This window comes from Streptomyces sp. WM6386 (assembly GCF_000972385.1).
Taxonomy (GTDB): domain Bacteria; phylum Actinomycetota; class Actinomycetes; order Streptomycetales; family Streptomycetaceae; genus Streptomyces.
The window spans coordinates 46,847-60,030 of record NZ_JXTE01000027.1; the positions used below are offsets into that span (position 1 = coordinate 46,847).

General features: G+C 68.1%; 9 protein-coding genes and 4 tRNA genes. 7 read left to right on the forward strand and 6 right to left on the reverse strand.

Annotation, left to right across the window (positions count from 1 at the left end):
- The first annotated feature begins 10 nt into the window (after positions 1–10).
- Positions 11–979: a hypothetical protein gene (locus TN53_RS47330; protein ID WP_159038156.1), complete on the forward strand. Its 969-nt coding sequence runs from the start codon at positions 11–13 to the stop codon at positions 977–979.
- A 211-nt stretch (positions 980–1,190) separates the two neighbouring features.
- Complete coding sequence (locus tag TN53_RS47335; protein ID WP_159038157.1) at positions 1,191–1,565, forward strand: hypothetical protein; 375 nt, start codon at positions 1,191–1,193, stop codon at positions 1,563–1,565.
- Positions 1,566–1,676: 111 nt separating this feature from the next.
- Here the strand turns inward: TN53_RS47335 and TN53_RS18550 are convergent, their stop codons facing one another.
- The 6 genes from TN53_RS18550 to TN53_RS47340 all read right to left on the reverse strand — a co-directional run bounded on the left by TN53_RS18550 (position 1,677) and on the right by TN53_RS47340 (position 10,652).
- On the reverse strand, positions 1,677–2,309 hold the full coding sequence (locus tag TN53_RS18550; protein WP_234441631.1) for a suppressor of fused domain protein: 633 nt from the start codon (positions 2,307–2,309) through the stop codon (positions 1,677–1,679).
- Positions 2,310–2,574: 265 nt separating this feature from the next.
- Positions 2,575–2,647: transfer RNA gene (locus TN53_RS18555), tRNA-Lys, on the reverse strand.
- Between the two features lie 109 nt (positions 2,648–2,756).
- Positions 2,757–4,310 (reverse strand): amino acid permease, encoded by a 1,554-nt coding sequence (locus tag TN53_RS18560; protein WP_046259653.1) that lies wholly within the window; start codon positions 4,308–4,310, stop codon positions 2,757–2,759.
- Positions 4,311–4,373: 63 nt separating this feature from the next.
- The gene (locus TN53_RS18565; RefSeq protein ID WP_234441629.1) at positions 4,374–7,403 is read right to left on the reverse strand and encodes an FG-GAP repeat domain-containing protein; all 3,030 of its coding nucleotides are present in this window, start codon (positions 7,401–7,403) and stop codon (positions 4,374–4,376) included.
- Positions 7,404–7,708: 305 nt separating this feature from the next.
- Positions 7,709–9,871 (reverse strand): DEAD/DEAH box helicase, encoded by a 2,163-nt coding sequence (locus TN53_RS18570; protein WP_046259654.1) that lies wholly within the window; start codon positions 9,869–9,871, stop codon positions 7,709–7,711.
- Positions 9,872–10,133: 262 nt separating this feature from the next.
- Positions 10,134–10,652: a hypothetical protein gene (locus TN53_RS47340; protein ID WP_046259655.1), complete on the reverse strand. Its 519-nt coding sequence runs from the start codon at positions 10,650–10,652 to the stop codon at positions 10,134–10,136.
- 127 nt (positions 10,653–10,779) lie between these two features.
- On the opposite strand from TN53_RS47340, the gene TN53_RS18580 reads away from it, so the two are divergent.
- The 5 genes from TN53_RS18580 (at position 10,780) to TN53_RS18600 (ending at position 13,162) form a co-directional block, all read left to right on the forward strand.
- Positions 10,780–11,130 carry a metallopeptidase family protein gene (locus TN53_RS18580; RefSeq protein ID WP_046259656.1) on the forward strand — a complete coding sequence of 117 codons (351 nt, stop codon included), beginning with the start codon at positions 10,780–10,782 and terminating at the stop codon, positions 11,128–11,130.
- Between the two features lie 73 nt (positions 11,131–11,203).
- The gene (locus tag TN53_RS18585) at positions 11,204–12,799 is read left to right on the forward strand and encodes a metallophosphoesterase family protein (protein ID WP_046259657.1); all 1,596 of its coding nucleotides are present in this window, start codon (positions 11,204–11,206) and stop codon (positions 12,797–12,799) included.
- A 79-nt stretch (positions 12,800–12,878) separates the two neighbouring features.
- Positions 12,879–12,951, forward strand: a tRNA-Glu gene (locus TN53_RS18590).
- Between the two features lie 38 nt (positions 12,952–12,989).
- A tRNA-Asp gene (locus TN53_RS18595) sits at positions 12,990–13,064 on the forward strand.
- 24 nt (positions 13,065–13,088) lie between these two features.
- Positions 13,089–13,162: transfer RNA gene (locus TN53_RS18600), tRNA-Phe, on the forward strand.
- Positions 13,163–13,184 lie beyond the last annotated feature (22 nt).

Here is a 13,184-nt window from a genome sequence, read left to right on the forward strand (position 1 = left end):
CGCTGGAAATGTGACTTCCTTCGAGCTGCTGGCAAAGAAACACCCTGATCAGGCCGCACTCATGGAAATGATCCGTGACGCGTTTCCTCCAGGACAGTTCTTGCTTTCCAAGAACTTGCAACACTGGGATTGGGAGAAAGTCACCACGGGTCGCTGTCTGGGAGTGGGCCTAGTGCGCTTCGACGAGCACCCTCTACACCCTGCAGTTGTCGTGTCTCTGCAGACCGACAAGAAACATAAATTGCCCCTGGGGTCAATCGGTCCGTTTCACGATACAGATGATGTCAGCAGAGCTTTGAGGGAGGTAAGCTTCACAGTCGCCGATGATTACTTTAATAAAGATACGGCGAACAAAATTTCAATCATCGGAATGCCTTCGCCGAGATTGCTGTCACTCCCTGGCCTTGAAGCCAGGTGCGGAGCAACGCCAGGAACATATGGCGCCCGAATCCTCATCAACGACAGCCGACATGGCATTCTCACGGCAGGTCACGTGGCCCCCAATGAAGGCGCTCCAGCCTATGAGGGCCCCAGATTGATTGGCACAGTCTCAGCAACCAGGCACAGCAAAATTACGGCTCCCGGAACACCCACAGCCGACATCGCCATTATCGAGCTCCTGCAACAAGTCAACACCCACCCCAAAGAACAGTTCTTCCCCGAAGGCACAGGGGAAGACGGCGATCTCGTGAAGTCTTATGGGGCAGTCACTACCGGCCGTACATCCAAGATCGAAATGATCTTGCCTGCGTTCGGCGACCCTCAGGAGGAAACCGGAGTCCTGGGGAACGTGATGTTGACCACAGAGGCTATATCGACATTCGGGGACTCTGGCGCCATCGCTGTTCAGGAACCACAGGCCCGCATCATCGGCCACGTCGTGGCAGGAGTCCCGGCTACAAGCGACTACGAGGGCTACAGCGTCATCCAGGATCTTCGCTACCAATTGAACCAATTTTCCGCAAGACTGACCGAATGACCTCGACCAGCGAAGAGATGATCAAGGCTTACGCCGAGAGCCGACGGGTCAGCGGTGATCTTCTCGGCTGGACGTTCGACGCCGATCACGATCAAGCCACGTTCATAATCCCTACGGATGTGGACCCCGAGACATTTCCGAAGCAGATATCTGGAATTCGAATCATATTGCGTCGTCTACCTCGACCACTCTCCCTGTCGGGGAGGTAATCATGACAGATATAGCAGCTGCATCGGTTCAAGTGCCAGACGTAGCCACCACTGTCGTCATATTTACACTAGTCTGCGCTGGGATATGCCTTGCTCTAGCAGTCATCTTCGCTTTCCTGGATAATGCATCCAGTGCCGTCCGGAAAGCCGCTGAAGCAGCTGCGCCAAAGACGGTGACCGAGTTCGAAACAGACGAAACCGGAAGGCCGCGCGCACGACCCCAAACAACTCACGTTGATTTCTCCGGGCTAGCAAAACTTGCCGAGGGGCTGGAGAAGCTCAATCATGCCGGCCGCTTCCTTATTGTCTCTCTGGCATTCACGGCGGTCGCAGCAGTAGCGGCAGGAGCTGGATCAATCGCTGGCGCGGTGGCATAGCCTCAGAAGCAAACGACTCGTCCGTCTTTCTTGACCACGAGTGAGCCTGCATACAGGCGCTGTGCCAGGCCCCTCACACATCACGAGCGGCGACCGCCGGAAACCCGAAGCTCAGGCGACCGATGCCCGGAAGGGATCGGTGGGGAGGATCTCTGCGTGGTCGAAGAGCTGCTCCAACGCCTCGTGCCCGTGCCGCCTGCGGAACTCGATCTCGGCGGTGGTCACCGGCAGGGTCCACAGGATGCGGGCCTGTCCCCCAGGCAGCGGGCAGTGTTCAAGGTCGGGGCCGTGGAGATACGGCAGGCTAATGAGCAGGTGGTCGCAGGTCGAACCCGGCACCCACGGTTCACCGATCGGCATGCTGTGCTCCAGGTCGAGTTGATGCCCTCCGCAGTGGTAGTAGGCGGTCATCGCCATAAGCTCGATGAACCGCTGGTCGCGGACGGGCGCGGTCATGACGAACTCAAGTCCGTGACCGTGCTTCTCCATCGCGGCCCAACACCCGGCGGTTACATAGGCCCAGCTGTCGCTGCGGGGGCCGGGCTCGACCACGAGAACTCGCAGATCAGGCACTAGCTCTCGCCGTTCTGACCCGAGGTCGTAGCCGACGACCTCCACAGCATGTCCTTTGAAGAACGCTCGGACGTGTGACTCAACGGCCTCCACGGCCAGCAGCCTTGCATCACTCACCGCGCGATCGTCCCAGACTGCAATCGACCGCCCCTGACGTTCACACAGCACCATGGAGCTACGGCCCCAGCCGCTGCTACCCGACACCTCGACTTGCGGCCTCACCAGCGTCACAAGCGTAACGGGACAGCCCTCAGAGACCCTTAGAGACTGTGCACCGGCAGGCGGTCAGCCCGACAAGCCCAACTGCTGGCCATGGGCACATCCGCTCACGCATCGCTCACGCACGACCCCGACAACGAAGCAGCGCCTGACCCGACCGAAGCCGACTCAGACGCTGCACAGCAGGTCAGAGGGGATACCCCCCACCTGCAACCCGTAGGCCCTGTGGGACTCGAACCCACAACCAATGGATTAAAAGTCCACTGCTCTGCCAATTGAGCTAAGGGCCCAGGCGATGTTGCCTCCCCGAGCATAGCCGGACGCGGCCGAGTCTCCGATCGGGTATCGGTGACACGGCCGCGCCGGAAGGGGCGGGGCGAGTGGAAGTCGACCCAAAGATCACGGATCAACCGGTTCCGGCGCCCCCTTGCGTGCCGCCTCGCGGGCCCGTGTCCGCTCGTGCTCGGGGTTCAGGAACCAGTGCCGGGCCGAGGCCAGCCACCAGACCGCCGCGAAGCCCAGGACCGCCAGGACGGCGATCGGCGCGTAGTTGAAGGTCTCCCAGGTGACCGGGGAGACCTGCGGCAGCATGAACAGGACCGTGATCACGCCGACCCACACCACCGACACCACACCGATCGCCCGGGACCAACGGCCCAGATGCCACGGCCCGCGCTCGAAGGCCTCGCCCTTGCGCAGCCGCAGCAGTGTCGGGATGACGTACGCGATGTACAGCCCGATCACCGCCACCGACGTCACCGCCGCGTAGGCCGTGTAGTTGATCAGATACGGCAGTCCCAGGACCAGCGCCCCCGAAGCCGCCAGCCACACGGCCGCGACCGGCGTGCGGGTGCGCGGGCTGACCGTGTGCCAGATGTGCGAGAACGGCAGCGCGCCGTCACGCGAGAAGGCGTAGATCATGCGGCTGTTGGCCGTCACCGAGGCCATCCCGCAGAACAGCTGTGCCCCGATCACGACGAGCAGCAGCAGCTTGCCGGCGGTCGCGCCCAGGGCGTCCAGGAGGATCTGCGCCGGGGGTGCGCCCGTCGAGGAGTTCAGCGCGCCGTCGTAGGACTGGATCGCGAAGGTGAAGCCGAGGAGGAGGACGAATCCCGCTATCCACGACGTCCAGATCGACTGCACGATCCCCTTCGGGCCGGCCGTCGAGGCGTCGTGGGTCTCCTCGGTCATATGGGCGGAGGCGTCGTAGCCGGTGAAGGTGTACTGGGCCATCAGCAGGCCCAGCGCCACGACGTAGACCCCGCTCCCCCAGCCCGTGTTGTTGACGAACTCCGTGAACACGAAGGACGCGGACTGGTGGTGGTCCGGTACGAAGGTCAGCGCGCCGACGATCACCGCCACGCCCACCACGTGCCACCACACACTGACGCTGTTGAGGATCGCGACGATCCGTACGCCGAAGGTGTTCAGCAGACCGTGCAGCGCGAGGATGCCCGCGAACAGCAGGATCGTCCGGCCCGGTGTCACCTCGAAGTCGAACTGCAGGTTCAGGTACGCGCCGAGGAAGGACGCGGCGCCGAAGTCGATGCCGGCGGTCACCGCGACCTGGCCGAGCACGTTGAACCAGCCCGTGAACCACGCCCAGGCGGCCGCGGTCCGGCTGGGGGCGAGCTGATGCGCCCAGAAGTACAGGCCTGCCGACGTCGGGTACGCCGAACAGATCTCGGCCATCGACAACCCGACGAACAGCGTCATCAGCCCGACCGCGACCCAGCCCCAGATCATCACCGAGGGGCCGCCGGTGTTCATCCCGAACAGGTACAGCGTCAGACAGCCCGACAGCACCGAGATGATCGTGAAGGAGACCGCGTAGTTGGAGAACGCCGACATGCGGCGGGCCAGAACCTGCGTGTAGCCGAGCTGGGCAAGGCGTTCCTCGTCGGAGAGTCCGGAGACCTTCGACTGCCCACTCGCTATGTGGTCATCTGTCATGCCCCCAGCAATTCCCTTACCGGGGGCGTGACACACGTCACAACTTGGCCAGAAAGAGCCCTACTAGGAAAGCCCCTTGTAGCCCTGCCAGCCACTGGCGATCTTCACCCGGGCCCCGAACGACCCCTTGCCGTTGCCGTTGTTGCGCCAGACGCTGCCGCTGGAGTCCCGGGAGACCAGGTCAGCCTTGCCGTCACCGGTGATGTCCCCGACGCCGACGACCACGTTGTACGAGCCGCCCCAGGCGGTGAACAGCTTGGTGCGCGCGGAGAAGGTGCCGTTGCCCTTGCCGTAGTAGCGGTACAGGTTGTTGGACTTGTCCTGGGCGAGCAGGTCTCCGATGCCGTCGCCGTTCAGGTCACCGGCGCCGACGACCTTCTTGTACGTCTTCCAGTTGTCGTAGAGCTTCACGCGGGCGGAGAGCTTGCCCGTGCTGGTGCCCTTGTAGAGGTAGACCGTGCCGGTTGAGGCGTTGCGGGCGATCAGGTCCGGCCGCCCGTCCTTGGTCACGTCGCCCGGGGAGGTCAGCATGTCGTACTGGTTCCAGCCGGAGGTGCCGAGCGAGGTGTACGACGTGGAGGGCTTGAGCGCCGCACCGCAGCCGGGCTTGTACAGGCGCAGGGCACCGCTGCTCAGCCGCACCAGCACGTCATTGCAGCGGTCGCCGCTCAGGTCCCCGAACGGCACCGCCTTGACGGAGGTGGCCCAGCCGGTCCCGGTGGTCTTGGCACCGAACGTGCCCTTGCCCGTGCCCTGCTGGAAGGTGAGCGCGCCGGAGGCGTTGAGGGTGAGGAGGTCACCGAAGCCGTCGTCGCCCACGTGGTCGTGGCGCACCGGCTCGCCCTTCACGAGCTGGACCGTGCCGCGCACCTCCAGCGGGGCGCCGACGCCGTCCGCCGGGGTGACGGTGACGGTCCAGTCGTAGGAGCCGTTCGGCAGGAAGGCGTCCCCCGTCCTGGTGGGGTCGTCGCCGAACCATCCGACGTTGAGCTCCCCGCGTGCGTCCATGGTGCCGCGTCCGAGATTGCTGTGGACCTTGCCGGTGGCCCGGTTGCGCACGCTCAGGTTCCAGCCCGAGGACGGCTTCGACAGCAGCACGGTGGTCAGGGGATCGGGCACCGTGTCGACCTCACGCGCCTGGACGGACGACGCGTTCTGCGGCGGCGCCAGCAGCCGCAGCGGCTGCTGGGCGACTCCGGACGGGACGAGGTGCACCTGCTCCTGACCGTCCACGTAGGCCGCGTTGGCGCCCGACTCGTCCACCGTCCAGCGCACGTCCCGCTGCGAGACGCCCGTGTCGGGCAGCTCCCCGATGACCGTGCTCGACGCCGTCCCGTCGGCGACCTTGGTGAGCGTCAGCTTCCCGGCCCGCTTGTCGTGCGTGACGACGTACCCGTCCCCGAGCTTGGCCTCGTCGGCCGGGACCGGCACGGACTTCTTCGCCGTACGGTCGTAGACGCCGGCCTTGCCGTCGCAGGTCCAGTACAGGTAGCGGCCCAGCGCCTGGAGTTCGGTGGGAGCGCAGCCCGAGTCGAGGGTCAGGGTCTCGGTGGTCCTCTTCGTCGTCAGGTTGTACGCGGTGACGGTGCCGGGGGGCGCGCCGGGTGTCCAGAGGAGGTCGCCGTCGAGGGCGGCGGCGCCGGGGGCGCGGGTGACCTTGGGGCCGGCGCTGTCGTCGAGCTTGAGGACGATCTGCTGGGTCGCGGTCGTGTGGATCACGTACCGGCCGGAGACGTCGGTGATACGTCCGCCCGCGGGGACGTAGTGCTCGTCCCAGTCGTACGCCCCAGGCCCGTCGGCCCAGATCCGGTCATGCTCCTCGGTGTCCGTCAGCAGCCAGACCGCACGGTCGTCGGCCGTACCGAACACGGCGCAGCCGCCCTCCGCGGTCGGGCAGTCGTAGAGCGCCGAGTCCGTGCCGTCGTAGGAGGAGCGCGGACCGAAGGTGGGGGTGCCGGTCGCGGCGACGGTCCGGACATAGGTGTCGCGGTGGTTGCCCCAGCTCTCGTCGGCGACCACCAGCCGCCCCTGGGTCAGGGCGAGTCCCTGGATCTCGTACGGCGGCTTGGGCAGCGCCTTGATCGGCGTGACGACGGGCTTGCCGTCCTCGCCGGGATGGATGCGCTGGACGCCCCAGTCGTCGACGTCGGTGCCTGTGCCGGTGCGGCCGATGGCCACGGCGTTGCCGGACGGGGAGGCGGAGATGCCGTCGTTGGAGGAGGTGAGGAGGGTGATCGGGTCGCCGCCCGTGATCGGAACGGCGGTCACCTTGGTGCCGCCGGCGGGGCGGTGGACGAGCCAGTCACCGACCACGGAGAGGTCGTCGGCGGGGTTCACACCGTCGGCGCCGTCCAGGGTCACCTCGACGGGGGGTGCCGAGAGATCGGCACGGGAGTACACGTAGACCTTCGAGGCGGACCGGCCGCCGTACTGGACCAGGTAGTCGGGCGACAGCTCGGCGTAGGCGGTGCCGCTGGGCCTGGCCTGGGTCCAGCTCTGGACCTGGCCGGTCCGCGGGTCGATGGCCACCGACCGGGGGGTGCCGTCGATCGCGCCGCTGAAGATGAGCGAGGTGGCGTCAGCGCGCAACGGCCCTCCGAGCTTGAGCTCCTCGGGGACACCTGAGACGACCACGTCACGGGCGGTCCCGTCGGGGCCCGCGCTCAGCAGGTGGTTGACCCGCGTGGTGGTCCCGTCCTCGGCGGTGACGTTCTCGAAGGTGACGACGATGTCGCCGAACACCCCGGACCACACACTGCGCCCCTCGGGGATCCGCAGGGTGCTCATCGTCTGGTCGACGGCGTTCCACAGGTCGACGTGGCCGTCCTGATAGCGGAACGCCGCGACGTCGCTGCCCGTCCCGTCGTCGGTGGCCAGGCCCGCGGAAACCGCGGGCACCGCGAAGGACTTGCCGTCCGAGTACCGCGTCCACACCAGCCGCATGGGGTCGTAGAGCCGGTGGAAGACTCCCTGGCTGCCCGCCCCGTCCCCGCCGTTGGTCTCGTCGGAGTGCAAGAGACTCGCCCGCGTGTAGCTGGTCTCCAGCGTCGCCGGCACCACCGTCTCCTGAGCCGGGTCCGCCGTCACTGCCACCGACGACAACGGGCTCAACCCACCCGTCAGTACGGCAGACGCGGCCACGGCAACAGCCGTGCGTCTCGCGAGCGAACGACGTACGAAGACATGACGCAGCAAGGCGGATCCTCCCCGATAAGCACGAGAGGAAAGCGGGCCCCGCATCAGATGTCCCCGGCCCCGGCCGTCGCATCCCCCTCAGAAGTGCGCTGATCGTACAGCGCTTCCACCACGCCGAGAGAGCGTTTTCTGCACACGTGCGAACGACAGAGCGCCGTGGTCCCCGGAACGGGGACCACGGCGCTCGGCCTGCCTACTTACCGTCAGCCGTTGCGCTTCCAGCGCGGCTTGTCGTCACGGCGCCCGAAGGAGGAGCCGGAACCAGAGCCGGAACCGGAACCGGTGCCGGTGCCACGGTGGTCGTCGCGGCGGAAGCCCGGGCGGTCGTGGCCACCGGAGCGGAAGCCCGGGCGGTCGTCGCGGCGGTCACGGTTGAAGGGGCGGTCGCTGCCACGGTGACCGCCACGCTCGTCGCGACGCTCGAAGGAGCGGCCGGCCGGGCGGTCGGCGGGACGGTCGTCGCGACGGAAGCCGCCACGGTCGTTGTCCCGACGCTCGAAGGAACGGCCACCACGGTCGTCACGGTCACGGTTGAACCCACCACGGTCGTCGCGACGCTCGAAGGAGCGGCCGGCCGGGCGGTCGGCGGGACGGTCATCGCGACGGAAGCCGCCACGGTCGTTGTCCCGACGCTCGAAGGAACGACCACCACGGTCGTCACGGTCACGGTTGAACCCACCACGGTCGTCACGACGCTCGAAGGAACGCCCACCGCGGTCGGCCGGGCGGTCATCGCGACGGAACCCGCCACGGTCGTTGTCCCGACGCTCGAAGGAACGACCACCACGGTCGTCACGACGGTCGTCGCGACGGAACCCGCCACGGTCGCCGTCCCGACGCTCACGACGCTCGTACGAGGAGGAACCCTCCGTACGCTCGGCCTGCTGCGCCACCGGCTGCTCCGGCACGGACGCGGCCTCGGCCTCGGCGGCCACCGCGGCCTGCGCCTCGGCCACTGCGGCCTCCGGGTCCTCGCCCCGCTCACGGGCGGCGCGGGCGACGAGACGGTCGGACTCCTCGCGCAGCTCGGTCGCGCGGCGCTGCGCCCGCTCCAGCTGCTTGGTGAGGGAGGTCACCTCGCGCTCGGCCTGCTGCGCGGCGTTGCCCGCGGACTCGGCCTGGACCTCGGTCATCGACCGGGCACCGGTGATCTCGGCGACCTCGGGGTCGAAGGCGGCGCCGCCCTGGATGATGTGACGCCCGGCGTCGACGCCCGCGTCCTCCATGAGGCGGAAGATCTGGCGGCGCTGGTGCGGCAGGGACAGCGACACGACGGTGCCGGTGCGGCCGGCACGGGCCGTACGGCCGGCGCGGTGCAGGTAGTCCTTGTGGTCACCGGCCGGGTCCACGTTGAGCACCAGGTCGATGCCGTCGACGTGGATACCGCGCGCGGCGACGTCGGTGGCGACCAGCGCGTTGACGTAGCCGTCCTTGAAGTCGGCCAGGACGCGGGTACGGGCACCCTGCGTCATGCCACCGTGCAGCGCGTCGGCCTTCACACCGGCCTCGACGAGCTGCTCGGCGATACGGTCGGCGCCCAGCTGGGTGCGGACGAAGATGATCGTGCGGCCCTTGCGGGAGGCGATGGCCGCGGTGACCGGCGCCTTGTCCTTGGGCTTCACGATGAGGATGTGGTGGGACATGGTCGTGACGTTGCCCTGGGCGCTGTCGACCTCGTGCGTGACCGGGTTGGTCAGGTAGCGCTTGACCAGCGTGGAGATCTCGTTCTCCATCGTGGCCGAGAACAGCATGCGCTGGCCGCCGCCCGGGATCTGGTCGAGCAGCTCGGTGACCTCGGGCAGGAAGCCCAGGTCGGACATCTGGTCGGCCTCGTCGAGGACGGCGACCTCGACGTTGGCCAGGGAGCAGGCGCCGCGGTTGATGAGGTCGCGCAGCCGGCCCGGGGTGGCGACGAGGACGTCGACGCCGCGCTCGAGGGCGTAGATCTGGTTGCCCATGGACGTACCGCCGCAGACGACCTTCATCTTCAGGCCGAGGACGTCGCCGTAGGGCTGGAGCGCGTCCGCCACCTGCATGGCGAGCTCACGGGTCGGGGTGAGGATGACCGCGCGGGGCTTGTGCTTCTCGGTGCGGCCGCCGGCGAGACGCGTCAGGGTCGGCAGACCGAAGGAGAGGGTCTTGCCGGAGCCGGTGCGGCCACGGCCGAGGATGTCCTTGCCGGCCAGGGCGTCCGGGATGGTCGCGGCCTGGATCGGGAAGGGGGAGGTCACGCCGTTCTGCGCGAGCTTGCGCACAACGCCCTCCGGGAGACCGAGAGTGGCGAAGGTGACCTCGGGGGTCTCCTCGACGATCTCGTTCTCGCCGTTCTCGGGCATGACGGCGTGATCAGAACTGGAAATGGACATGCGAATGCGAAACCTTCCGGAGTCTCGTCGGCACGCGCCCGTCAACTCCGTGATTCGCAATACGACCGCCTCTATGCGGTCAGCCACGGCAAGGGAGAGAACGCGCCACACGGCGCGCTCTGCAATGGCGCCGGGCAATGGGATCAAACGATCTACCACCATACGCACCCAACACCCCCGAAGGCAAACCAGGTCCCATTGACGTACGTCACACCCGGTCCCCGCGGCCATTCCCGCCCACAGGACCGCCCGCCCCGCCGCCCTACGCCGGTGTCCCCGCCGCGGGCGCCGGCTCGCGCTGGACCAGTTGCGGCTCGGTCTCCTGGTGTGCGGAGGAGGACGGCTCGGCGACCGTGGGGGTCGGGGAGGGCGGGTCCGGGGTCGGAGTCGGCGTCGGGGTCGGCTCGGGCGTCTTCGTCGGGGCCGGCTGGGTCTTCGTCGGGGTCGGCTGCGGCTTGTCCGGCTTGCCGGGCTTGACGTCCGCCGAGGGCGAGGCACTCTCCCCGGCCGACTCCGAGGCGGAGGGCGACGCCGACTCCCCCTCCTTCCCCTTGCCCTTCTTCTTGCCGTGCTTGCCGTCGGCCTCGGCGGCCCCGAACCCACCCCCCCCCCCCGACACCGCCGATCCGCCGTCCGGCGCGTCCCCGCCCCGCTGCCCGGCGGAGTGCGACGGCTTGGCACTCTTGCCGCCGTCGTCGTCGCCCACACTCATACAGCCGGCGGCAGCGGCGACCGCCATCACCGTGGCGGCCAGACGGACGGGTACGTACAAGGGGCGCACGGGCAGCCACCTCCGAGGGCGGTCGAGTGAGTCAACCCGTTCAACTCCCGCCGCCCACAAGAGGACACGCGCGAGACCCACCCGCACCCGCCTCCGCTCCAGGCACCCCGTCCCCGACAATGGCCCTGTGCTGGAGATGACGCGCGAAGCCTTCGAAGAACTCGTGAGCCAGGCCCTGGACCAGATCCCGCCCGAGCTGACCCGGGTCATGGACAACGTCGCCGTGTTCGTCGAGGACGAACCTCCCGCCGACGACCCCGAACTGCTGGGCCTCTACGAAGGCACCCCGCTCACCGACCGCGGCGAGTGGTACGCCGGCGTGCTCCCCGACCGCATCTCGATCTACATGGGTCCGACCCTGCGGTTCTGCGAGACCGAGGACGACGTGGTGCACGAGGTCGCCGTGACCGTGATCCACGAGATCGCCCACCACTTCGGCATCGACGACGAGCGGCTCCACGAACTGGGCTGGGGCTGACCGAGGACCCCGCCCCCGCCGTCCACCCCGGCCCAGCCGCATATCCACCCCCGCACTTGGGCATACGGGACCAATGGCCCGCGTCCCCGCCGCAGTCCTGAACGTCCTGGTCCGCCTACGCCGCTCACCGCGCACCCTCGCCCGGCACTACCGCACCCGCCGCCCCCTGCCGACACTGGAACTCGTCCACCAGCCGCACCCGTGGGTCCGGGCCCTCGGGCTGGTGGCCGTCGTGCTGCTCGGGGCATGGCTGGGGCTGCTGATCGTCGGCAATGTCCGCACCCCCGTCGGCCCCATGAACACGACGATGACCCTGCGCCCGTCCTTCACCGGCGGCACGAAGATCAACGTCTCCCCGCTGGGCGCCCTGCAACTGGACAGCCACCACGCCCCCGTCCGCCTGGACGTCAACGTCGACCAGCTCGACCCGGTCCGCTCCCAGGCCCTCGTCGACCACCCCGAACGCCTCTCCGGGCTCCAGGAGGAGGTCGCCGAGGACGTCGAGCACGGCACCCTCGACCTGGCCGTACGCTCCTGCGTCGCCGTCGTCGTGGGCGCCACCGCCCTCGGCCTCGCCGTCTACCGCCGCCCCCGCCGCGCCCTCGCCGCCGGCGGCCTCGCCCTCGGCCTGCTCGCCGCGTCCGGCGGGACGGCGTACGCCACCTGGAACCCCGACTCCGTCCTGGAGCCGAAGTTCTCCGGACTGCTCTCCTCCGCCCCGTCCCTGGTCGGCAACGCGCGCAACATCGTCACCGAATTCGACGTCTACCAGCAGGAGTTGGCGCGCCTCGTCACCAACGTGACGAAGCTGTACGACGTCACCTCCACGCTCCCCGCCTACCAGCCGGACCCCACCACCATCCGTGTCCTGCACGTCTCGGACATCCATCTGAACCCGGCCAGCTGGAAGATCGTCGCCTCGCTGGTGGAGCAGTACCAGGTGAACGTCATCGTCGACTCCGGCGACACCATGGACCACGGCACGGCCGCCGAGAACGGCTTCCTGGACCCCATCGAGGACCTCGGGGCGCCGTACGTGTGGGTGCGCGGCAACCATGACTCCGGTGTCACCCAGCGCTACATGGAGGGTCTGAAGAACGTGCACGTCCTCGACGACGGGCGCGCCCAGAGCGTCGCCGGCCTGCGCTTCGCCGGCATCGGCGACCCGCAGTTCACCCCCGACCGCAGCGAGGGTCCCGGCGCCGAGGAGACCCAGGAGGCCGCGGGCGCCCGCCTCGCCGCCGCGCTGCGCGACTGGACGACCGCCGGAAAGCCCGTGGACGTCGCCGTCGTGCACGAGCCGTCGGCCGCCCGGGAGGTCGACGGCTCGGTGCCGCTGGTGCTCTCCGGTCACCTCCACCACCAGGAGATGGAGGTCCTGCGCAACGGCACCCGGCTGCGCGTCGAGGGCTCCACCGGCGGCAGCGGGCTGCGCGCGGTGGAGGGGAAGTACCCGGACCCGATCGAGGCCTCGATCCTCTACTTCGACCGCGACTCCCGGCACCTGCAGGCCTGGGACGAGATCAAACTCGGCGGGCTCGGCCTGACGACGGCCGAGGTCAGCCGTCACCTCCCGGAGGAGAACCTGCCGGGCGCGGCTCCCACCCCGAGCCCCACCCCCAGCCCCGCCCCGACGCCGTCCCCCACGCCCTCCGACAGCGCTCCATAAACCGTTTTGGCGATACCTCCCGGCATCCCATATGCTTCTCACGTCCCCGACGCGCTGAGAAGCGCAAGGCGGGCCGATAGCCCTCATCGTCTAGCGGCCTAGGACGCCGCCCTTTCAAGGCGGTAGCACGGGTTCGAATCCCGTTGGGGGCACGCAACACCGTGTGCGACACTGTTCGCACACAAAGCCAGGTCCTGTGGAGCAGTTTGGAGTGCTCGCCACCCTGTCAAGGTGGAGGCCGCGGGTTCAAATCCCGTCAGGACCGCTGAGGTTTCCTCGGATACCTCGTGGCTGGGTAGCTCAGTTGGTACGAGCGATCGCCTGAAAAGCGATAGGTCGCCGGTTCGACCCCGGCCCCAGCCACTCAGTACGTAAACCCCCTCCG

What these genes read in the sequence shown, in the direction of transcription:
- TN53_RS18570 (WP_046259654.1), bottom strand. Translation starts at nt 9,871, where the DNA reads ATGTCCATTTCCAGTTCTGATCACGCCGTCATGCCCGAGAACGGCGAG.
- TN53_RS18550 (WP_234441631.1), bottom strand. Translation starts at nt 2,309, where the DNA reads ATGGTGCTGTGTGAACGTCAGGGGCGGTCGATTGCAGTCTGGGACGAT.
- TN53_RS47335 (WP_159038157.1), top strand. Translation starts at nt 1,191, where the DNA reads ATGACAGATATAGCAGCTGCATCGGTTCAAGTGCCAGACGTAGCCACC.
- TN53_RS18560 (WP_046259653.1), bottom strand. Translation starts at nt 4,310, where the DNA reads ATGACAGATGACCACATAGCGAGTGGGCAGTCGAAGGTCTCCGGACTC.
- TN53_RS18585 (WP_046259657.1), top strand. Translation starts at nt 11,204, where the DNA reads ATGGCCCGCGTCCCCGCCGCAGTCCTGAACGTCCTGGTCCGCCTACGC.